Genomic DNA, 18,446 nt, shown 5'->3' with positions numbered 1-18,446 from the left:
CCTAGCTCCGGTAGTCGCCATTGATGGCGACATATTCCTTGGTCAGGTCGCAGGTCCAAACCGTGGCCTTGCCGCGCCCGAGTCCGAGATCCACGCGCAGCGTGATCTCATCCTTCTTCATATAGGCGGAGGTTTCTTCTTCGGAATAGGCCGGGTCGCGTTCCCCCTCATGGGCAACGCGAATATCGCCAAACCAGATCGACAGAAGATCGCGCTCGGCCGGCTCCCCCGCCTTGCCGACAGCCATGACGACGCGGCCCCAATTGGCGTCTTCGCCGGCAACCGCCGTCTTCACCAGCGGCGAATTGGCGATGGACATCGCAATCTTTTTTGCCGAACGGGAAGACTTTGCGCCCGTCACCGTGATTTCGAGCTGTTTGCGCGCGCCTTCGCCATCGCGGACGATCTGCAGCGCGAGGTTCTTGAGGATGCGGTTGAGCGCCCGGCGGAAGCCTGCAAGCCGGGGATCCTTCAGATCGTTGATCGGCGTGACACCGCGCTTTGCGGCAGCGCCCGTTGCAAACATCATCAGCGTGTCGCTGGTGGAGGTGTCGCTGTCGACCGTCACCGCGTTGAAGGTCTTGCCGGTTCCGCGCGACAGAAGATCCTGCAGAACGGGCGCGGCAATCGGCGCATCCGTCGCCACGAAGGAAAGCATGGTGGCCATGTCGGGCGCGATCATGCCTGCGCCCTTGGCAATGCCGTTGATGACCACATCATGTTCGCCAAGGCGCACGGTCGCCGTCGCCACCTTGGGATAGGTGTCGGTGGTCATGATGGCCCTGGCGGCCTCAAGCCAGCCGCCCAGCGCTGCCGTTGCGGCCATGCCCTTCAGAAAACCGGTAATGCGTTCCGCCGGAAGCGGCTCACCGATCACACCGGTGGACGCCATGAAAACCGTGCTCTTGTCCGCCTTGACCGCAGCCGCAGCAGCTTCGCCCACGGCAGAAGTGGTCGCGCGTCCCTTCTTGCCGGTGAACGCGTTGGCGTTTCCGGAATTCACCACAAGAATGCGCGCCTCACCGCCGGCCAGATTTTCGCGGCAGAGTTCCACCGGAGCCGATGGGCACTTGGATTGCGTGAAAACGCCGGCAGCCGTGGTCCCCTCATCGAACACCATGGTCAGGAGATCGGTTCGCCCCTTGTATTTCACACCGGCTTCAGCGGTTGCGATGCGCACACCGTCAATGGCGGGCATATCGGGATAGGTCTTGGGAGCAAGAGGAGAGACTGCAACAGACATGGGGCAAACTTACTCGGGTTGGAAGCTTTGGATTCCTGCCGGTCTGCCCGAGTTTTTTTTCCGACGCAAGCTGAAACAGCTCGGATACCCGGCGGCGCGTCAGCCGACCGGCAGTGCACACAGCACCGTCTGACAAAACAAAAACGGCGGACGCCAGGCGCCCGCCGTTTCCATTTGAACCTGCGCTTCAGCGCTATTCGCTTTTGGTCTCTTCGCCTTCACCGGCTGCTTCAGCCCCGGAAGCGGCTTCTTCCTGCTGCTTCTCGGCTGCGTCGATGAATTCCTTGAGAGCCGGGTCCTTGACGTCGACTTCAGCGGTGTCACGCAGCGCCGAAACCTGTTCGACATAGCGCTCACGCACCAGAAGGGAGCGTACGCGATCCTTCACGGCGTCGAATGCCGGGGGCTGCTTGGCGCGCTTGTCTTCAACCTTGATCACATGGAAACCGAACTGGGTTTCGACGGGCTCCTTGGAGAATTCGCCCGGATTGATCGCAAATGCAGCCTTTTCGAATTCGGGCACCATCTGGCCGGAAGCGAAATAGCCGAGGTCGCCGCCATTGGCTGCCGCACCGTCAGTGGATTTCTCCTTGGCGATCTCTTCAAAATTGCCGCCCTCTTCGAGCTGCTTGATGATCGCTTCGGCTTCTTCCTTGGTCTTCACCAGAATGTGACGGGCGCGCACCTCGTTGACGGCAGGCGCATCAGCGATCTGCTTGTCGTAGCTGGCGCGGACATCTTCCTCGGTCACGGCGTCGTTGACGATCTTCTCGATGAAGGCCGCATGAAGCGCCTGATTGCGCAGGAATGCCAGGCGCTTTTCAAAGGCTTCACCCTCGGCGAGGCCCTTTTCTTCGGCCTCGGAGGCCAGCAGGCGGATCTCGATCAGCGCCGAAAGAAGCGCTGCGCGGCGCTGCGGATCGGGCAGATTACCGAACTGCGCGCCATACTCCGCGCTGGCGATAGCCAAATCGCCCTCCGTGATCTCCATGCCATTCACAGTGGCGACGACATCGGCATCGGCAGCATGAGCAGGCATGAAGCCTACAGCGGCCAGCGTCAGACCGGCCCCAACCTGAATGGCCAGGAAACGGCGAAACGATTTCAGCATGAAACTCTCCGTTGGTGATTCCGTTTTAGCCCAAACCGCTTATCAATATGGCGGAATTTTGCGCAAGAGCGCATGTTTAACGCGGCGTTGACATCACTCTTGGCCCCTCTTATCTGTCCTGATGTCCTGCGTCCAGAACGCATTTCAGGACACGAATTGTTATATAATTGCTCTCGCTCGGCGCGAGCAGGGTGTTTACCCCGCTCTTGAATGCCGTCTGTCAGAAAGTGAAAGGACCACTGGATGGTCAGTCTCGGCGGTCTCGCCCGCAAAGTTTTCGGCTCCTCGAACGATCGTCGCGTGAAGGGTTTCCGCCCGCGCGTCGCCGCGATCAACGCGCTTGAAGACGAAATGAAGGCGCTGTCCGACGAGGCATTGCGCGGAAAAACAGAAGAGTTCCGCAAGGAGCTCGCGAACGGAAAGTCGCTCGACGACATTCTCGTTCCCGCCTTCGCCGTGGCGCGCGAGGCATCCCGCCGCGCGCTGGGCATGCGCCCCTTTGACGTGCAGCTGATCGGCGGCATGGTTCTTCACGAAGGCTCCATCGCCGAGATGAAGACGGGTGAAGGCAAGACGCTGGTTGCGACGCTTCCCGTTTACCTCAACGCCTTGTCCGGCAAGGGCGTGCACGTGGTCACGGTCAATGACTACCTGGCCAAGCGCGACTCCGAGTGGATGGCCCACCTCTACGGCTTCCTCGGTCTTTCGACCGGCGTCATCGTGCATGGCATGTCGGATGACGAGCGCCGCGCGGCCTATGCCTGCGACGTGACCTACGCCACCAACAACGAGCTCGGCTTCGACTATCTGCGCGACAACATGAAGTATGAGCGCGACCAGATGGTCCAGCGCGGACACTTCTACGCCATCGTCGATGAGGTGGACTCCATCCTGATCGATGAGGCGCGCACGCCGCTCATCATTTCCGGCCCGCTGGACGACCGCTCCGAGCTTTACAACAAGATCGACACCTTCATTCCGCATCTCGTGGAAGACGATTACGAAATCGACGAGAAGCAGCGCACCGCGACCTTCACGGAAGAAGGCACGGAGAAGATGGAGAACATGCTCCGCGAAGCGGATCTGTTCAAAGGCGATTCGCTTTACGACATCGAGAATGTCGCCATCGTGCACCACCTGAACAATGCGCTGAAGGCGCACAAACTGTTCCAGCGCGACAAGGATTATATCGTCCGCAATGGCGAAATCGTCATCATTGACGAGTTCACCGGCCGCATGATGCCGGGCCGCCGCTTCTCGGAAGGCCTGCACCAGTCGCTTGAGGCCAAGGAGCACGTGGCGATCCAGCCGGAGAACCAGACGCTCGCCTCGATCACCTTCCAGAATTACTTCCGCATGTACGACAAGCTGGGCGGCATGACCGGTACGGCTTCGACGGAAGCGGAAGAATTCGGCAACATTTACGGGCTCGAAGTCATCGAGATCCCGACCAACCTGCCGATCCAGCGCCTGGATGAGGACGACGAGGTCTACCGGACCGTCGAAGAGAAGTTCAAGGCGATTGTCCGCGAGATCAAGGAAGCCGCCGCCAAGGGGCAGCCGATCCTTGTCGGCACGACGTCCATCGAGAAATCGGAATTCCTGGCCGAGCGTCTTCGTCAGGAAGGCTTGCAGGGCTTTGAGGTCCTGAACGCGCGCCATCACGAGCGCGAGGCCTTCATCGTGGCGCAGGCCGGCAAGCCGGGCGCTGTCACCATCGCCACCAACATGGCCGGCCGCGGCACCGACATTCAGCTCGGCGGCAACCCGGAAATGCGGATTGCCGAAGAGCTTGGCGACATGGAAGCCGGCCCCGAGCGCGATGCGAAGGAACAGGCCATCCGCGAGGACGTGAAGCGCCTCAAGGAGCAGGCGCTGGCCGCCGGCGGCCTTTTCGTTCTGGCCACCGAGCGCCATGAAAGCCGCCGCATCGACAACCAGCTCCGTGGCCGTTCCGGCCGTCAGGGAGATCCGGGCCGCTCCAAGTTCTATCTGTCGCTCCAGGACGACCTGATGCGCATCTTCGGTTCCGACCGAATGGACAGCATGCTGCAAAAGCTCGGCCTCAAGGAAGACGAGGCCATCGTCCATCCCTGGATCAACAAGGCGCTTGAAAAGGCGCAGAAGAAGGTCGAGGCGCGCAACTTCGACATCCGCAAGAACCTGCTCAAGTTCGACGACGTGATGAACGACCAGCGCAAGGTGGTCTTCGAGCAGCGCATCGAGCTGATGGACGGTGAGAACCTCTCCGAGACCGTCGCCGAGATGCGTCAGGACACGGTCGACGATCTGGTCGCACGCCACATCCCCGAAAAGGCCTATGCCGAGCAGTGGCAGACCAAGGAACTGCGCGAAGCGGTGCAGAATTCGCTGAACCTGGACCTTCCCATCGAGGAATGGGCGCAGGAAGAAGGCATCGCCGAAGACGATATCCGCGAGCGCATCAGCGAGGCCGCCGAGGCTGCCGCCAAGGACCGCGCCGAGCGTTTCGGCCCCGACATCATGAACTATGTCGAGAAGTCGATCCTGCTGCAGACGCTCGATCATCTGTGGCGCGAGCATCTGGTCAATCTCGACCATCTGCGCTCCGTCGTCGGCTTCCGCGGCTACGCCCAGCGCGATCCGCTGAACGAGTACAAGACCGAGGCATTCGAGCTCTTCCAGTCGATGCTCAGCAATCTGCGCCAGGTGGTGACGTCGCAGCTCATGCGCGTCGAGCTTGTGCGCGAGGCCGCCGACGCACCGCCGCCGGAAGCACCGGAAATGCAGGCGCATCATATCGACGGTTCGACGGGCGAAGACGAGTTCGCGGACGGCGAGACGATGACGCTCGCCCGCGCCGAAGGCGGCGTGGTCGCCGCAGAGGACCGCGACCCGAACGACCCCGCAACCTGGGGCAAGGTCGGGCGCAACGAAGCCTGCCCCTGCGGCTCGGGCAAGAAATACAAGCACTGCCACGGCGCTTTCGCCTAAGCGGTCCGGCGCGCGCGCGTCTCTCAACAGATAACGAAAAGGCCGGGTTTTCATCCGGCCTTTTTCTTTGCCGGAACAAAGAAGCGACCGCCCGGCCCGCCCTTTCTTTTTCTTAAGCAGTTTGCGCTAAACCGCAGGTCGAGTGACTTGAGAGGAGTGGGGCGGGTGCGCTTTTCAGCGACGGGGACCGGTGAACGCTTGCTGCCGGAGCAGCTGGCCGCGCGCGCGCGTCCCTGGCTTGCGAAGCTCGACACCCTCATTTCTGCACGCGATGCGCGCGGCGAGGCCGGTCGCAACGCACTGCTTGCCTTCGCGATCCGCATCGTCAACGCGGTCATCGCGTTTTTCAGCCAGGTCTTTCTGGCCCGCTGGATGGGCAGTTTCGAATACGGCATCTATGTGCTGGTCTGGGTGACGATGATCATCCTCGGCAACATTTCGTGCCTCGGCTTTCACACGGCGATCATCCGTTTCATTCCCGAATACCGCACCAAGGGCGCTTTTGCGGAGCTGCGTGGCGTCAACATTGCCGGCCGGTTCTTCGTGCTGGGCACCTCGACACTGTTCATGCTCGCGGGCCTTGCGGGCCTGCGGTTTCTGGAACCCTATATCGAATCCTATTACGTGGTTCCGTTCTATCTGGGGCTCATCTGCCTGCCCATGCTGGCGCTGAGCGACCTTCTGCAGGGCGTCTCGCGGGCAAATGCATGGATGGTCTGGGCCCTGCTTCCCGCCTATTTCATCCGCCCCATACTGATCCTGCTCTTCATGGCGGGGGCGGTTCTTTCCGGCTATGCGCCCGACGCAAAGACGGCCATCATCACGGCCATTCTGGCCACCTATGCCACCACGCTCCTGCAATTCGTCAGCATCACGACGCGGGTGAAGCGCAGCACGCCGCCCGGCAAACCCCGCTTCCTGATGAAGCACTGGGTCGGCATTTCGCTGCCGATCTTTCTGGTCGAGAGCTTCTATTTCCTGCTCACCAATGCCGATGTGCTGATGGTCGGTCGCTACATGACGCCCACGGATGTGGCCATCTACTTCGCCACCGTGAAAACGCTGGCGCTGGTGCATTTCGTCTATTTCGCGGTGAAGGCCAGCGTTGCGCAGCGCTATTCGGCCTACATGCATGGCGGCGACAGGGAAGGCCTTGCAGCCTTTGCGGCGGAGACGGTCACCTGGACCTTCTGGCCGTCGCTCGCCATGGGCGTTGTCGTGCTCATCATCGGCAGGCCCATGCTCATGCTGTTCGGCAGCGGCTTCACGGCCGGCTATCCGCTTCTCTTCCTTCTGGTTTCCTGCGTGGTTGCCCGCGCGGCCGTGGGGCCTGCGGAGAGCCTTCTCACCATGAGCGGCTACCAGAAAGTGTGCGCCGGCATCTACGCCATCACGCTCGGCATCAATATCGGGCTCAACATGGTTCTGATCCCGATCTACGGCCTGTGGGGCGCAGCCATCGCCACCGGGCTCGCCATTCTGTTCGAAGCAGCATCCCTCTCATTCACCGCCTGGCGGAAGCTTGGAATCCGCATGCTGGTGTTCCTCCCGCGCGCCAGAAAGGAGGCTTCCTCTTGAGCATCCCCCCTCTCCTCGAAGAATCGAGCAGCGGCGCATCGGGCGCGGCAAGCGATCACCTGACCGATATCGCGCAGAAAACCGACACCAGACATCTGGCGCTGCTTGCAGCCGAGCAGAGCGAACGCAAGCTCGCCATCTATCCGGCGTCCGCCGGCTTCGAGCTGGTGGACGAGCTCGACTATCTGGCCGCGCGTTCCATCGAGACCAACATCTTCTTCAATCCGCGTTTTCTGGCGCCGGCCATGCCGCGCCTTGAAGACCGCGAAGTGCGGCTTGCGGTCATCCGCGACGGTACGGAGGAGCGGAGCCGCCTGCGGCTTCTCGTTCCCTTCACCATCGAGCGCCCGCTTTTGCCGTTCAGCGTACCGGTTCTGCGCACCTGGTCGAACCCGTTTGGCCCTCTGGGCACGCCACTGGTCGACTATGACGATCCGGCCGGCGTGATCGAGGATTTCTTCGCCATGCTGGCGCGGCCCCATCTCGACCACCCGAAAGTGTTCGTTCTGCCGGATGTGGGACTGGACGGCGCATTTGCGGCGATCCTGCGCACGGTGGTGGATGCCCGGAACCTGCCCTTCCAGATCACCAACCGCATCGAGCGCCCGATGCTCGAAAGCGCGCTTGATGGCGACACCTATCTGCGCGATTCGCTGCGCGCCCATCACTATCGCGAGTTCCGCCGCCTCAAGCGCCGGCTGGGCGAAATGGGCAAGCTGGACTACAGGATCGCCCGCCACCCCGACGAAGTGCGCCACGGCATCGAAGCGTTTCTGACGCTCGAGGCTTCGGGCTGGAAGGGTCGCGAACGCTCGGCCATGGCCATCGACCGCTACCGCGCCGCCTTCGCCCGCGAAGCCGTGCACCGGCTGTGCGAGCGCGACATGTGCCGCATTCACATGTTGACGCTCGATGATGCGGTGATCGCGTGCCTCATCGTGTTCATCGAAAACGGCACCGCCTATACGTGGAAGACGGCCTATGACGAGGGCTTCGCCGCCTATTCGCCCGGCACGCTTCTCATGATCGAGGTCACCAAGACGCATCTGGACGATCCCAACATCATCATGACGGATTCCTGCGCGGTGCCGGATCATCCCGTGATGAGCCGCCTGTGGAGCGAGCGGAGGCCGCTCGGCACCATGGTTGTGGGGCTCACGCCCGATTCGGACCGGCATGTCCGCAAGGCGGCGGCGCAGCTCAGCCTGACGCGGCGTGTGCGAAACCGGCTCCGGATTGCCCGAAACCGCCTGCGCAGCGCACTCGGGTAAAGCTTCCACGTTCGGGAACAAACCCGGGCCGTCCGTCGTTCGCCTATAACGTGCAAGCCTGATATATTGGCGCAACATCGGAGGCTGGCCATGCGTTTGAAGACTTTCCGCCGCGACCATGTTTCGAAGCCCATCTTCAACTGGGCGCGAAAGATCATGCCGCCGATTTCGGAAACGGAACGCGAGGCGATCGACGCAGGCACGGTCTGGTGGGATGGCGAGCTGTTCACAGGCGATCCCGATTGGGAGCAGCTTGTGGCAATGCCGCCGGCGCGCCTTTCGGACGAGGAACAGGCCTTCATGGACGGGCCGGTGCGCGAACTCTGCGCCATGGTCGACGACTGGACGCTGAACTGGCGTGACCGCGACCTGTCGCCCGCCGTCTGGGACTTCATGCGCAGGAACAAGTTCTTCGGCATGATCATCCCGAAGGAATTCGGCGGGCTCGGCTTTTCCAACACCGCGCATTCGGAAGTGGTGCGCACGCTCTCTTCCGCCAGCATCGTGGCGGGCGTCACGGTGATGGTGCCCAATTCGCTCGGCCCCGGCGAACTGCTCATGCATTTCGGCACAGAGGCGCAGCGCAAATACTGGCTGCCGCGGCTGGCCGACGGGCGCGAAGTGCCCTGTTTCGGCCTCACCTCGCCCCATGCGGGCTCCGACGCCGCCGCCATGACCGACACGGGCGTGGTGGAATACGGCACGTGGAAGGGCAAGAAGGTGCTCGGCCTGCGTCTCAACTTCCACAAGCGCTACATCACGCTTGGCCCCATCGCCACGGTGATGGGCCTCGCCTTCAAGATGCACGACCCGGAAAACCATCTTGGCCGGGGCGAGGATCTGGGCATCACCGTCGCGCTTTTGCCCACCGACACGAAGGGCGTGCGCCACGGCGACCAGCACATTCCGCAATACACTTTCTTCCAGAACGGACCGCTCTACGGCGAGGACGTGTTTGTGCCGCTTGATCACATTCTCGGCGGCGAGGAACAGATCGGCCAGGGCTGGACCATGCTGATGACGGCGCTCGCCGCCGGTCGCAGCATTTCGCTTCCCTCTCAGTCGGCCGCATCCGCCGCCATGTGTGCGCGCGCCACCGGGGCCTATGCGCGGGTGCGCACGCAGTTCAACGTGCCCATCGGCATGTTCGAGGGCATTCAGGAGCCGCTCGCCGAACTGTGCGGCAACGCCTATCTGATCGATGCCGCGCGGCGCGTCACGCTGGCGGCGCTGGATGAAGGGCACAAGCCCTCGGTTGTCTCGGCAATCATGAAATACCACGCCACCGAGCGCATGCGCCGCTCCGTGGAGCACGCCATGGACATTCATGGCGGCAAGGCCGTCATCGACGGGCCGAACAACTATATGGGCGCGATGTATCGCGCCGTTCCCGTCGGCATCACGGTCGAAGGCGCGAACATCCTCACCCGCAATCTGATGATCTACGGACAGGGTGCAATCCGCTCCCACCCTTATATGCTGGAAGAGCTTCTGGCGCTTTCGAGCGACAACAGGGAAGAAGGGCTCGATCATTTCGACGACACGTTCTGGAAGCATGTCGGCCACGCCCTCAAGACTGCGGGACGCGCATTCGTTCGCGGCTGGAGCGGCGGCTTCCTCGGGCCCGCGCCCGAAAGTGCGGCGATGCCGCATCACTGGAAGAAGCTGTCGCGCTATTCGGCGGCCTTCGCCCTGCTCTCGGATTTCGCCCTGCTGACGCTTGGCGGCTCCCTCAAGCGCAGGGAGATGATCTCCGCGCGGCTGGGCGACATTCTGGCCGAACTCTACCTCCTCGGTGCAGTGCTCAAACGCTATGAGAGCGAGGGGCGGTTTGCCGAAGACAAGCCCGTCGTCGACTATCTGATGCTTGAGGGCGAAGCACGCCTCGGCGTTGCCTTCCGTGGCGTTCTGGACAATCTGCCGGCACGGCCCGCCGCCTGGCTGGTGCGCCTGATCGCCTTCCCCCTTGGCGTGCCCAAACCGGCGCCGTCCGACAGGCTTTCCTCGCAGCTTGCCGAAATCCTCATGAAACCGTCAGAGCAGCGGGACCGGCTGACGCCGGATCTCTATCTGGGTCAGGGGCATGACCACCATCCGCTGAAGGATCTGGAACGCGCCTTCCGGCTCGTTATCGATGCAGCGCCCATCGAGAAGAAGATGCGCGCCAGCAAGGTCAGCGACCCGCAGGAAGCACACGACATGGACCTCATCACCGATGGCGAGTTCACGCAGCTTCGCGAAGCGCAGGAGGCGGTCGCGCGGGTGATCGCGGTGGATGCCTTTCCGATGGAGGACATCTCGGCGACCGCCGGCCAGCACAAAAAGAAGAAGCCTGCCGCGCGGCGAAAGACACCGCGACGACAGGCTGCCGAATAGCGCCGGTCGGGACCGGCAAAAGCAGTCAGGTTCATACACCTGACCGCGATTATTCTAGCGCGTCGGCACCGGCGTTTCGCCGCGATAATCGTAGAAGCCGCGACCGGTCTTGCGGCCAAGCCAGCCTGCCTCGACATATTTCACGAGAAGCGGACATGGGCGGTACTTGGAGTCTGCTAAGCCCTCATAGAGCACCTGCATGATCGACAGGCAGGTGTCGAGGCCGATGAAGTCGGCAAGCTGCAGCGGGCCCATCGGATGGTTCGCGCCAAGCTTCATGGCGGTGTCGATGGCCTCGACCGTGCCGACGCCCTCATAAAGCGTGTAGATCGCCTCGTTGATCATCGGCAGCAGGATGCGGTTGACGATGAAGGCCGGGAAGTCTTCGGCAACCGTGATGGTCTTATCAAGGCTGTCGACGAAACCGCGCGCCTTCTCGAACGTGTCGTCTTCCGTGGCGATGCCGCGCACCAGCTCGACCAGCTTCATCACCGGAACCGGGTTCATGAAGTGAATGCCGATGAAGCGCTCGGGGCGATCCGTCTGTGCGGCAAGGCGCGTGATCGAGATGGACGAGGTGTTGGTGGCGACGATGGCCTCGGGGTTCAGGACCGGGCAGAGCTGGGCGAAGATCTTGCGCTTGACCGTCTCATCCTCGGTGGCCGCCTCGATGACCAGGTCCATGTCGGCCAGCGCTTCCATGGTGGTCGCGGGCGCGATGCGGGCCAGCGCATCCTGGCGCACCTTGTCTTCCAGCTTGCCCGAAGAGACCTGGCGCGCCATGTTGCCGGAGATGGTTGCGATGCCGGCCTCGATCCGCTCCGAGGAAAGGTCGTAGAGTTTCACGTCGAAACCTGCCAGTGCAGCCACATGGGCGATGCCGCTGCCCATCTGACCCGCACCGATCACACCCACTTTTTCAATCTTTCCAGTCATGTCGAAAACCCCGTGAAGTGCGGTCCGCACCCTTCGTCGCTGTTGTTGCAGTGCAAACTAGATGGGCCGCGCAATGGCGTCTACCCCCGCTTACAAAATCCTTGGCCAGCTCTGCCGCGAACGGTGGCGCTGGCGGAGCCGTGAACGCCGCATAAAAAAAGCCCCGCTCGAAAGCGGGGCTGTTGCCTGAGATTCCGGTGTTCTGATTATTGGCTTAAAGCGCCTTTTCGAGCTCCGGCAGCACGTCGAAAAGGTCTGCAACCAGGCCGTAATCGGCGACCTGGAAGATCGGGGCTTCCTCGTCTTTGTTGATCGCGACGATCACCTTGGAATCCTTCATGCCCGCCAGGTGCTGAATCGCGCCGGAAATGCCGCAGGCAATGTAGAGTTCGGGTGCAACGACCTTGCCGGTCTGACCCACCTGCCAGTCGTTCGGGGCATAACCCGCATCAACGGCAGCGCGCGAAGCGCCAACGGCAGCGCCCAGCTTGTCGGCCACCGGCAGGATGACCTCGTTGAACTTCTCTTCCGAACCGAGCGCGCGGCCACCGGAGATGATGACCCGTGCCGACGTCAGTTCGGGACGGTCGCTCTCGGCGATGCGGTTCTCAACGAAGCTCGACAGATCGGAAGCGGCAGGCGCGTCAATGGTCTCGACAGTGGCCGAACCACCCTCGGCGGCAGCCTGGAAAGTGGCCGTGCGAACGGTGATGACACGCTTGTCGTCGGTCGATTCGACCGTCTGGATCGCGTTGCCGGCGTAGATCGGGCGCTTGAAGGTCTTGGCGTCGACCACTTCGACGATGTCGGACACCTGCATCACGTCGAGCAGCGCTGCAACGCGCGGCATGACGTTCTTGCCGGTGGTGGTGGCGGGCGCGACGAAGGTGTCGTAATCGCCAGCCAGCGAGACGACCAGATCGGCCAGCGGCTCGGCGAGACGCTCGGCAAGCGCGTCGCTCTCGGCGAGCAGAACCTTGCGCACGCCGGCAAGCTTCGCTGCGGCATCGGCGGCAGCCTTTGCGCCCTTGCCGGCAACCAGCACATCAACGTCGGAGCCGATCTGGCTCGCGGCGGACAGCGCCTTGGCCGTCTGGTCGGAAAGGGTTTCGTTGTCGTGTTCGGCAACCAGAAGAATAGCCATCTTTTTTCCCTTCCCCTTAAAGCACGCCGGCTTCGTTCTTGAGCTTGTCGACCAGTTCGGCGACGGAGCCCACCTTGATGCCTGCCTTGCGGCCAGCCGGTTCCTCGGTCTTCAGCACGTTGAGACGCGCCTTGACCTCGACCCCGTAATCGCCCGGCGTCTTGGCGTCGAGCGGCTTCTTCTTGGCCTTCATGATGTTGGGCAGAGACGCGTAGCGCGGCTCGTTCAGGCGCAGATCCGTGGTCACGATGGCCGGCAGCTTGAGCTCGACCACCTGCAGACCACCATCCACCTCACGGGTGACCTTGGCCTTGCCGTCGGCAAGCTCCACATCCGATGCGAACGTGCCCTGGCTCCAGCCGAGCAGCGCTGCAAGCATCTGGCCGGTCTGGTTGGAATCATCGTCGATGGCCTGCTTGCCGAGGATCACGATCTCCGGCTTCTCTTCATCGGCCACGCCCTTGAGGATCTTGGCGACGTCGAGCGGCTCGACCGCATCGTCGGTCTTCACCAGGATTGCGCGGTCAGCGCCCATGGCGAGCGCGGTGCGCAGCGTTTCCTGGGCCTTGTCCGGGCCAATCGAAACGGCGACGATTTCTTCGACCTTGCCGGCTTCCTTCATGCGGATCGCTTCTTCGACCGCGATTTCACAGAACGGGTTCATCGCCATCTTGACGTTCGTCAGCTCGACACCCGAGCCATCCGCCTTCACGCGGGGCTTCACATTGGCGTCGATGACCCGCTTTACCGGAACAAGGACTTTCATGCGCATTCACCTTCCATGGTGGACTTCGGTTCTGATGCTGAATAACAGCAGGGTTCTGATGCTGAATAACAGCAGACGGATTAGCCGGTTAGCCGAATGCCGACATGTGCGGGGAAATTCAGAACACGCCTCCTCCCCCCTTCATGCGGCTCGCCGCCGGAGTTGGCGGGACCGTAGAGAGGCCTAACGTTCACGTCAATATGTCGAAACGCCCTATTGTCGTCCCCAGCGGGGCTGGCTGCTTTCGAGCGGCCGCGCCATGTCGGGTTTCTCCAGCTCCACCGCCCGCGGTTTTTCGATGCTGCGGTCGAACAGCGGCACATCCCGGCGCTTGAGGATAAACACCAGCACGGCGCCAGCCAGAATGCCGCCGGCATGGGCCGCCCAGGAGATCTGGTTTTCCGTGTCGATCACCAGCATCAGGAACTGAAAGCCGATCCACAGCGCCAGAAGAACGAAGGCCGGAATGCGAAGCGGAATGCGGGCAAAGGCCAGCACCCACACTTTCACCCGGGGATGCAGGATCAGATAGGCGGCGACAATGCCGGCAATAGAGCCAGAAGCGCCGATCAGCGGCGCATTGGAAGCCGGCGCAATGAAGCCATGCATATAGGCGCCGGCCACGCCGCAGAGCAGATAGAAGACCAGAAAGCGGAAATGGCCGAGCGCATCTTCCACATTGTCGCCGAACACCCACAAAAACAGCATGTTGCCGCCCAGATGCATCAGGTCGCCATGCAGGAAAGTGTAAGTGATGTAGGTCAGCGGTTCCGGCACGAGATCAAGCTCGGGCGGAAGCACGGCGAGATCGTAGGAGACGGAGGGAATGTAACCCAGGCCAATCGCGGCGGCGAAAGCGAAATCAGTGCCGCCGACCGTCGTTATCAGATAGGCGATCACGTTGACCGCAATGATGGTCAGCGTGACATATTGGCGATTGATATGCCGCAGGCTGTTTGCGTCGTGCAGCGGTATGAACATCGGAGCCCTCTTCGCGGGCCCCGATCCCGGCCCGACTTTCGTCAGCGATTTTGCCCAGGCACCCATAGCACGTCGAGCGCGCCATTGTCATTGACGGCCCGGGAGGCGACGAAGAGGAAATCCGACACGCGGTTGATGTAGCGCATGGCCTCGTCACTGACGATTTCGCCCTCAATGGTTCTGAGTTCCACCATGAGGCGCTCGGCCCGGCGCGAGACCGTGCGGGCAAGGTGCAGCGCCGCCGCCGCCGGTTTGCCACCGGGCAGAACGAAGGAGCGCAGCGGCGCAAGCTCGGCGTTCAGCGCATCTATATCCGCCTCCAGCCGGTCCACCTGGCTCTGGACGATGCGCAGGGGCTCATATTCCAGCACCTCGCCCGTGTCTGGCGTGGCAAGATCTGCCCCCAGGTCGAAAAGATCGTTCTGGATGCGCATGAGCATCGCGTCGATAGCCGGCGCGGTCTCGGCCAGATGAATGCGGGCCATGCCGATGCAGGCATTGGCCTCGTCCACCGTGCCGTAGGAGGCGACCCGCAAATCGCTCTTCAGGCGGCGCTCGCGCGAGCCGAGCCCCGTCGTCCCGTCATCGCCCGTGCGGGTGTAGATCTTGTTCAGCTTGACCATGAAGCGCCTCAGCCGCCCTTCGAGCGCGCGTAATAGAGCGCGAGAACGACGAAGACGATGGCGATTGCCTGAAGGATGACGCGCGCCTGCATCAGTTTGTTGGACGTGTTGGCGGACCCGCCGCGCATCATGTTCATGAGGCCGCGAATGAGGACGATCACGACCGCCATCATCACGAGGATGGAGAGGATATTGAAGAGTGTTTCCATGGCGGTTTTCTTCTCGGATTCAACCCTGATTCGACAGGAAGCTGTAGAGCATGCGCGCAGGCAGGAGACGTTTCAATGCGACACCGATGCGCGCCGGTGTGGTTACCACATAGTGCGGCTTCGGGCGTGGGGAAAGAAGCGCGTGGGCGAGCTGAACATAGACGGCATCCGGCTCAAGCTTGAAGCGTGATTTCACGCCGCCCTGCCGCAACCGCGCCAGCTGCGCCTCATAGGCCTCGCGGTGAACGGAGTTTTCATGGTCGATGAAACGCTCGAACCAGGGCAGGCCATTGCTGGCCATCTTCGAGGCAATCGGCCCCGGCTCGATCAGCGAAACATGAATGCCCGATCCTTCCAGTTCCGCCCGCTGGCAGAGCATCAGCCCTTCCAGCGCATGTTTGGACGCGGCGTAGGCCCCGCGAAACCTGATCGGCACGAGACCGAGGATCGACGAGCAGTGCACGATGCGGCCATGCCCCTGCCGGCGCATGACGGGCACGATGCGCCGGGTGAGATCGTGCCAGCCGAAGACATTCACCTCGAACTGATGACGCAGCGCCTCCACCGGCAGGTCCTCGACCGCGCCGGCCTGCGCATAAGCGCCATTGTTGAAAAGCGCATCGAGCGTGCCGCCGGTGCGTTGCAGCACCTCTTCCACAAGGGCGGCAATTGATTCGGGCTCGGCGTAATCCAGATAAAGCGGCTCGATCCCCTGCGCTTCCAGCGACGCGCGATCCTCCGGGCGGCGCACCGTTGCGAAGACCCGCCAGCCATCTTTTTGCAGGGCACTGGCGCACCAGGCCCCGATGCCCGATGATGCTCCGGTGATCAGAATTGTCCGGCCCTGGCCCATGAAATTCCCGTCTGCACTTGTTTATAAGTGCCTCGGTTTCACATATTGACCGGTGCGAAACAATAAAAAGCAGTCTTGGAATCGAACTGAAAGGAACAGCCGTGCGCGGACTGAACGCCACAAGACGCATCCTCGGCGATGCGCTCGGCCACTTCAACACCGATGACGGCTGGGCAATGGCCAGTCACGTGGCGATCTCTGCGCTGATGGCGCTGTTTCCGTTCCTGATCTTCGCAACGGCTCTCGCCAGCTTTCTGGGAGCCGACGCCTTTTCGCAGCAGGCGGTGGACCTTATCTTCGACACATGGCCCAAAGAGGTTGCAGAGCCGATCGCGCAGGAAGTGCACAATGTGCTTGGCGTGCGCCGCAGCGACGTCCTGACCTTCGGTGTCGTGCTTGCGGGCGTTTTCGCGTCCAATGGCGTGGAGGCGCTGCGCCTCTCGCTCAACCGCGCCTACCGGGTCAGCGAACAGCGTTCGATCTTTCGGCTGCGCGCGCAGAGCCTGATCTTCGTGCTGGTGGCGACCATCGGCTTTCTGGCGATCAGCCTGCTTCTCGTCATCGCGCCCGTGGCGCTGAACATCGCCGAAAGCAATTTCGAGTGGATCGCGCCTTATGTGGGCACCATCACATTCTGGCGCTACGTCATCGCGCTGACGGTTCTCATCCTGGCGCTGATCACCGTGCATCTGTGGCTGCCGGCGGGGCGTCGCAGCCTTCTGGATGTGTTGCCGGGCATTGCCTTCACCCTGCTCGGCTCCTTCGTCGGCTCGAGCGTCTTCGCGGCCTATCTCGGGCGTTTCAGCAGCTATGCCAGCACCTATGCCGGCCTCGCCTCGATCATGATCGCGGTGGTGTTTCTCTACATCATCTCGGCGATGTTCATTCTCGGCGGTGAGCTGAACGCCTCGATCAAGCGTTATCGCGAGGCGCGCATCGTGGCCGGAGCCGACTGACGCGGGCCGCGCCGCGTCGCCAGCGCCACCCCGAATGTGGTGATGGCCATGCCGACAAGCTGGATCGGGCTCAGCGTTTCGTCAAACAGCACCCACGCCATCAGGGCGGTCACGCCCGGCACGAGATAGAAGAGCGAAGCCACGCGGGCCACCTCCCCTTCGCGGATGAGGATCATCAGAAGGAAGATCGCGCCCAGCGACAGGACGAAGACCAGCCAGACCATGGCGAACACCAGTTCGCCGTTCAGCACGAAATCCCCGGTCTCGAGCAGCGTGGCGATCAGGAAGGCCACCGCCCAGCCGCCGACATATTGCCAAAGCGTCACCGTGACCAGATCGGCCGTCGCCACGAAACGCTTCTGCCACACCGTGCCAACGCTCATGGCGATCACCGCGACGATGGCCGCGCCAAGCGTTGCAACCGTGACGCCATCCGTGGCCGAGCCGAATTTCGGCGACAGCACGGTGGCGACGCCGACAAGCCCGACCACAAGGCCGAGCCAGTGCTTGCGCGTAACCGTCTCGCCCAGGAAAAGCCCGGCAATCACGGCGGTCAGCATGGGCTGGAGCCCGACGATCAGGCCGGCAAAGCCCGCCGGAAGCCCCTGACGGACAGCCCAGAACACGCCTCCCAGATAAACACCATGCATCAGCACGCCGGCGATTGCCGCGTGCATGGCGTTCAACGGGCCAATCGCCTTCGCTTTCACCAGAGGGATGATCAGAAGCAGGACGCCGAAGGTGATGGCAAAACGCACCCACAGAAAGGTGAAGGGCTCGGCCCAGGGCATGGCGTAACGCGCGCCGATGAAGCCCGTCGCCCAGAGGAGGACGAAGAGGGCCGGGATGGCCCGCGTAAGGTCTTGCATCGGTCTCTTGTCCCTGCGTCTGGAGCATCGGAAGGCCGGATTGCCCTTTGTTCGTCCCCATGGACGCACGGCAATCCATTGGCTGGCGGTCTGAGCGCGGCTTTATCAGCGACGCACCCCGCAAGGAAAGCGAAACATTTCCATCATACGATCAAGAAAGATGATCTGTTGCGCCACCGGGGGGATGCGCGAATGCTGATGAAACTGGACACGAGCTGGCTGTTGTTCGCGCTCGTTGCCGTGACAATGATCTCCTATATCCTCTCGCTCGGCCTCAGCGCCGCGCTGGGCGATGATGGATTCGGCACACTCGGCAACGCCACGATCATCACGCTCGCCTTTTTCGGCACCATTTATGTTTTCAACGAACGTGGCACGCGCTTTGGGAGCCTGCTCGACGCGGCGTTGGCGGGCCTCGGCGGCGCGTTTGGCGCGCTGCTCCTCCTCGTCATCATCAAGGCCATCATCAAAAGGATCGGCTAGAACCTCGGCCCGAAAAATGGAATCCGGTTTTCGGGTTGTTCCGATGCTCCAGGAATAGCTTGGAGCACCCTTTG

Annotated in this window: 16 protein-coding genes; 6 read left to right on the top strand and 10 right to left on the bottom strand. The window is 62.2% G+C overall.

Annotated elements, in window-relative coordinates:
• Position 1: 1 nt before the first annotated feature.
• Both argJ and AC4PTT_RS04345 read right to left on the bottom strand, forming a co-directional pair.
• On the bottom strand, positions 2-1,243 hold the full coding sequence (gene argJ, locus AC4PTT_RS04350; RefSeq protein WP_492162173.1) for a bifunctional glutamate N-acetyltransferase/amino-acid acetyltransferase ArgJ: 1,242 nt from the start codon (positions 1,241-1,243) through the stop codon (positions 2-4).
• 193 nt (positions 1,244-1,436) lie between these two features.
• The gene (locus AC4PTT_RS04345; protein WP_113153117.1) at positions 1,437-2,354 is read right to left on the bottom strand and encodes a peptidylprolyl isomerase; all 918 of its coding nucleotides are present in this window, start codon (positions 2,352-2,354) and stop codon (positions 1,437-1,439) included.
• Between the two features lie 243 nt (positions 2,355-2,597).
• Here AC4PTT_RS04345 and secA point away from each other — a divergent pair, with 243 nt between their 5' ends.
• The 4 genes from secA to AC4PTT_RS04325 all read left to right on the top strand — a co-directional run bounded on the left by secA (position 2,598) and on the right by AC4PTT_RS04325 (position 10,552).
• Complete coding sequence (gene secA, locus AC4PTT_RS04340) at positions 2,598-5,327, top strand: preprotein translocase subunit SecA (RefSeq protein WP_492162172.1); 2,730 nt, start codon at positions 2,598-2,600, stop codon at positions 5,325-5,327.
• A 165-nt stretch (positions 5,328-5,492) separates the two neighbouring features.
• A complete protein-coding gene (locus tag AC4PTT_RS04335; RefSeq protein ID WP_492162171.1) occupies positions 5,493-6,905 on the top strand; it encodes a lipopolysaccharide biosynthesis protein in 1,413 nt (470 codons plus the stop codon).
• A 68-nt stretch (positions 6,906-6,973) separates the two neighbouring features.
• Positions 6,974-8,176 carry a GNAT family N-acetyltransferase gene (locus AC4PTT_RS04330; RefSeq protein ID WP_492162585.1) on the top strand — a complete coding sequence of 401 codons (1,203 nt, stop codon included), beginning with the start codon at positions 6,974-6,976 and terminating at the stop codon, positions 8,174-8,176.
• 90 nt (positions 8,177-8,266) lie between these two features.
• Entirely contained in the window at positions 8,267-10,552 is a 2,286-nt protein-coding gene (locus tag AC4PTT_RS04325; protein ID WP_492162170.1) for an acyl-CoA dehydrogenase, read from the top strand.
• A gap of 54 nt (positions 10,553-10,606) precedes the next feature.
• Here AC4PTT_RS04325 and AC4PTT_RS04320 read toward each other — a convergent pair whose 3' ends face one another.
• The 7 genes from AC4PTT_RS04320 to AC4PTT_RS04290 all read right to left on the bottom strand — a co-directional run bounded on the left by AC4PTT_RS04320 (position 10,607) and on the right by AC4PTT_RS04290 (position 16,064).
• On the bottom strand, positions 10,607-11,488 hold the full coding sequence (locus AC4PTT_RS04320) for a 3-hydroxybutyryl-CoA dehydrogenase (RefSeq protein WP_113153122.1): 882 nt from the start codon (positions 11,486-11,488) through the stop codon (positions 10,607-10,609).
• Between the two features lie 214 nt (positions 11,489-11,702).
• Entirely contained in the window at positions 11,703-12,632 is a 930-nt protein-coding gene (locus AC4PTT_RS04315; RefSeq protein WP_297564752.1) for an electron transfer flavoprotein subunit alpha/FixB family protein, read from the bottom strand.
• 16 nt (positions 12,633-12,648) lie between these two features.
• The gene (locus AC4PTT_RS04310) at positions 12,649-13,398 is read right to left on the bottom strand and encodes an electron transfer flavoprotein subunit beta/FixA family protein (protein WP_113156027.1); all 750 of its coding nucleotides are present in this window, start codon (positions 13,396-13,398) and stop codon (positions 12,649-12,651) included.
• Between the two features lie 213 nt (positions 13,399-13,611).
• Positions 13,612-14,379, bottom strand: a complete 768-nt coding sequence (locus AC4PTT_RS04305) for a rhomboid family intramembrane serine protease (protein WP_492162169.1) — start codon at positions 14,377-14,379, stop codon at positions 13,612-13,614.
• Positions 14,380-14,420: 41 nt separating this feature from the next.
• Positions 14,421-15,002 carry a cob(I)yrinic acid a,c-diamide adenosyltransferase gene (locus AC4PTT_RS04300; protein WP_297562162.1) on the bottom strand — a complete coding sequence of 194 codons (582 nt, stop codon included), beginning with the start codon at positions 15,000-15,002 and terminating at the stop codon, positions 14,421-14,423.
• Between the two features lie 8 nt (positions 15,003-15,010).
• Positions 15,011-15,211, bottom strand: a complete 201-nt coding sequence (locus AC4PTT_RS04295) for a twin transmembrane helix small protein (protein ID WP_113153126.1) — start codon at positions 15,209-15,211, stop codon at positions 15,011-15,013.
• A 19-nt stretch (positions 15,212-15,230) separates the two neighbouring features.
• Positions 15,231-16,064 (bottom strand): SDR family oxidoreductase, encoded by an 834-nt coding sequence (locus AC4PTT_RS04290; RefSeq protein ID WP_492162168.1) that lies wholly within the window; start codon positions 16,062-16,064, stop codon positions 15,231-15,233.
• A 101-nt stretch (positions 16,065-16,165) separates the two neighbouring features.
• Between AC4PTT_RS04290 and AC4PTT_RS04285 the strand changes: the two genes are divergently transcribed.
• Positions 16,166-17,020: a YihY/virulence factor BrkB family protein gene (locus tag AC4PTT_RS04285; protein ID WP_162742204.1), complete on the top strand. Its 855-nt coding sequence runs from the start codon at positions 16,166-16,168 to the stop codon at positions 17,018-17,020.
• On the opposite strand, the gene AC4PTT_RS04280 is transcribed toward AC4PTT_RS04285, so the two are convergent.
• A complete protein-coding gene (locus tag AC4PTT_RS04280) occupies positions 16,984-17,889 on the bottom strand; it encodes a DMT family transporter (protein ID WP_206546214.1) in 906 nt (301 codons plus the stop codon). The genes AC4PTT_RS04285 and AC4PTT_RS04280 overlap by 37 nt on opposite strands.
• A 78-nt stretch (positions 17,890-17,967) precedes the next feature.
• On the opposite strand from AC4PTT_RS04280, the gene AC4PTT_RS04275 reads away from it, so the two are divergent.
• Complete coding sequence (locus tag AC4PTT_RS04275; protein ID WP_222474109.1) at positions 17,968-18,372, top strand: hypothetical protein; 405 nt, start codon at positions 17,968-17,970, stop codon at positions 18,370-18,372.
• The last annotated feature ends 74 nt before the right edge of the window (positions 18,373-18,446 follow it).

The organism is Nitratireductor sp. WH36-1, assembly GCF_058725515.1.
Note: the sequence above shows the minus strand (reverse complement) of the source record. Positions and strands in the feature narration are given on the sequence as shown.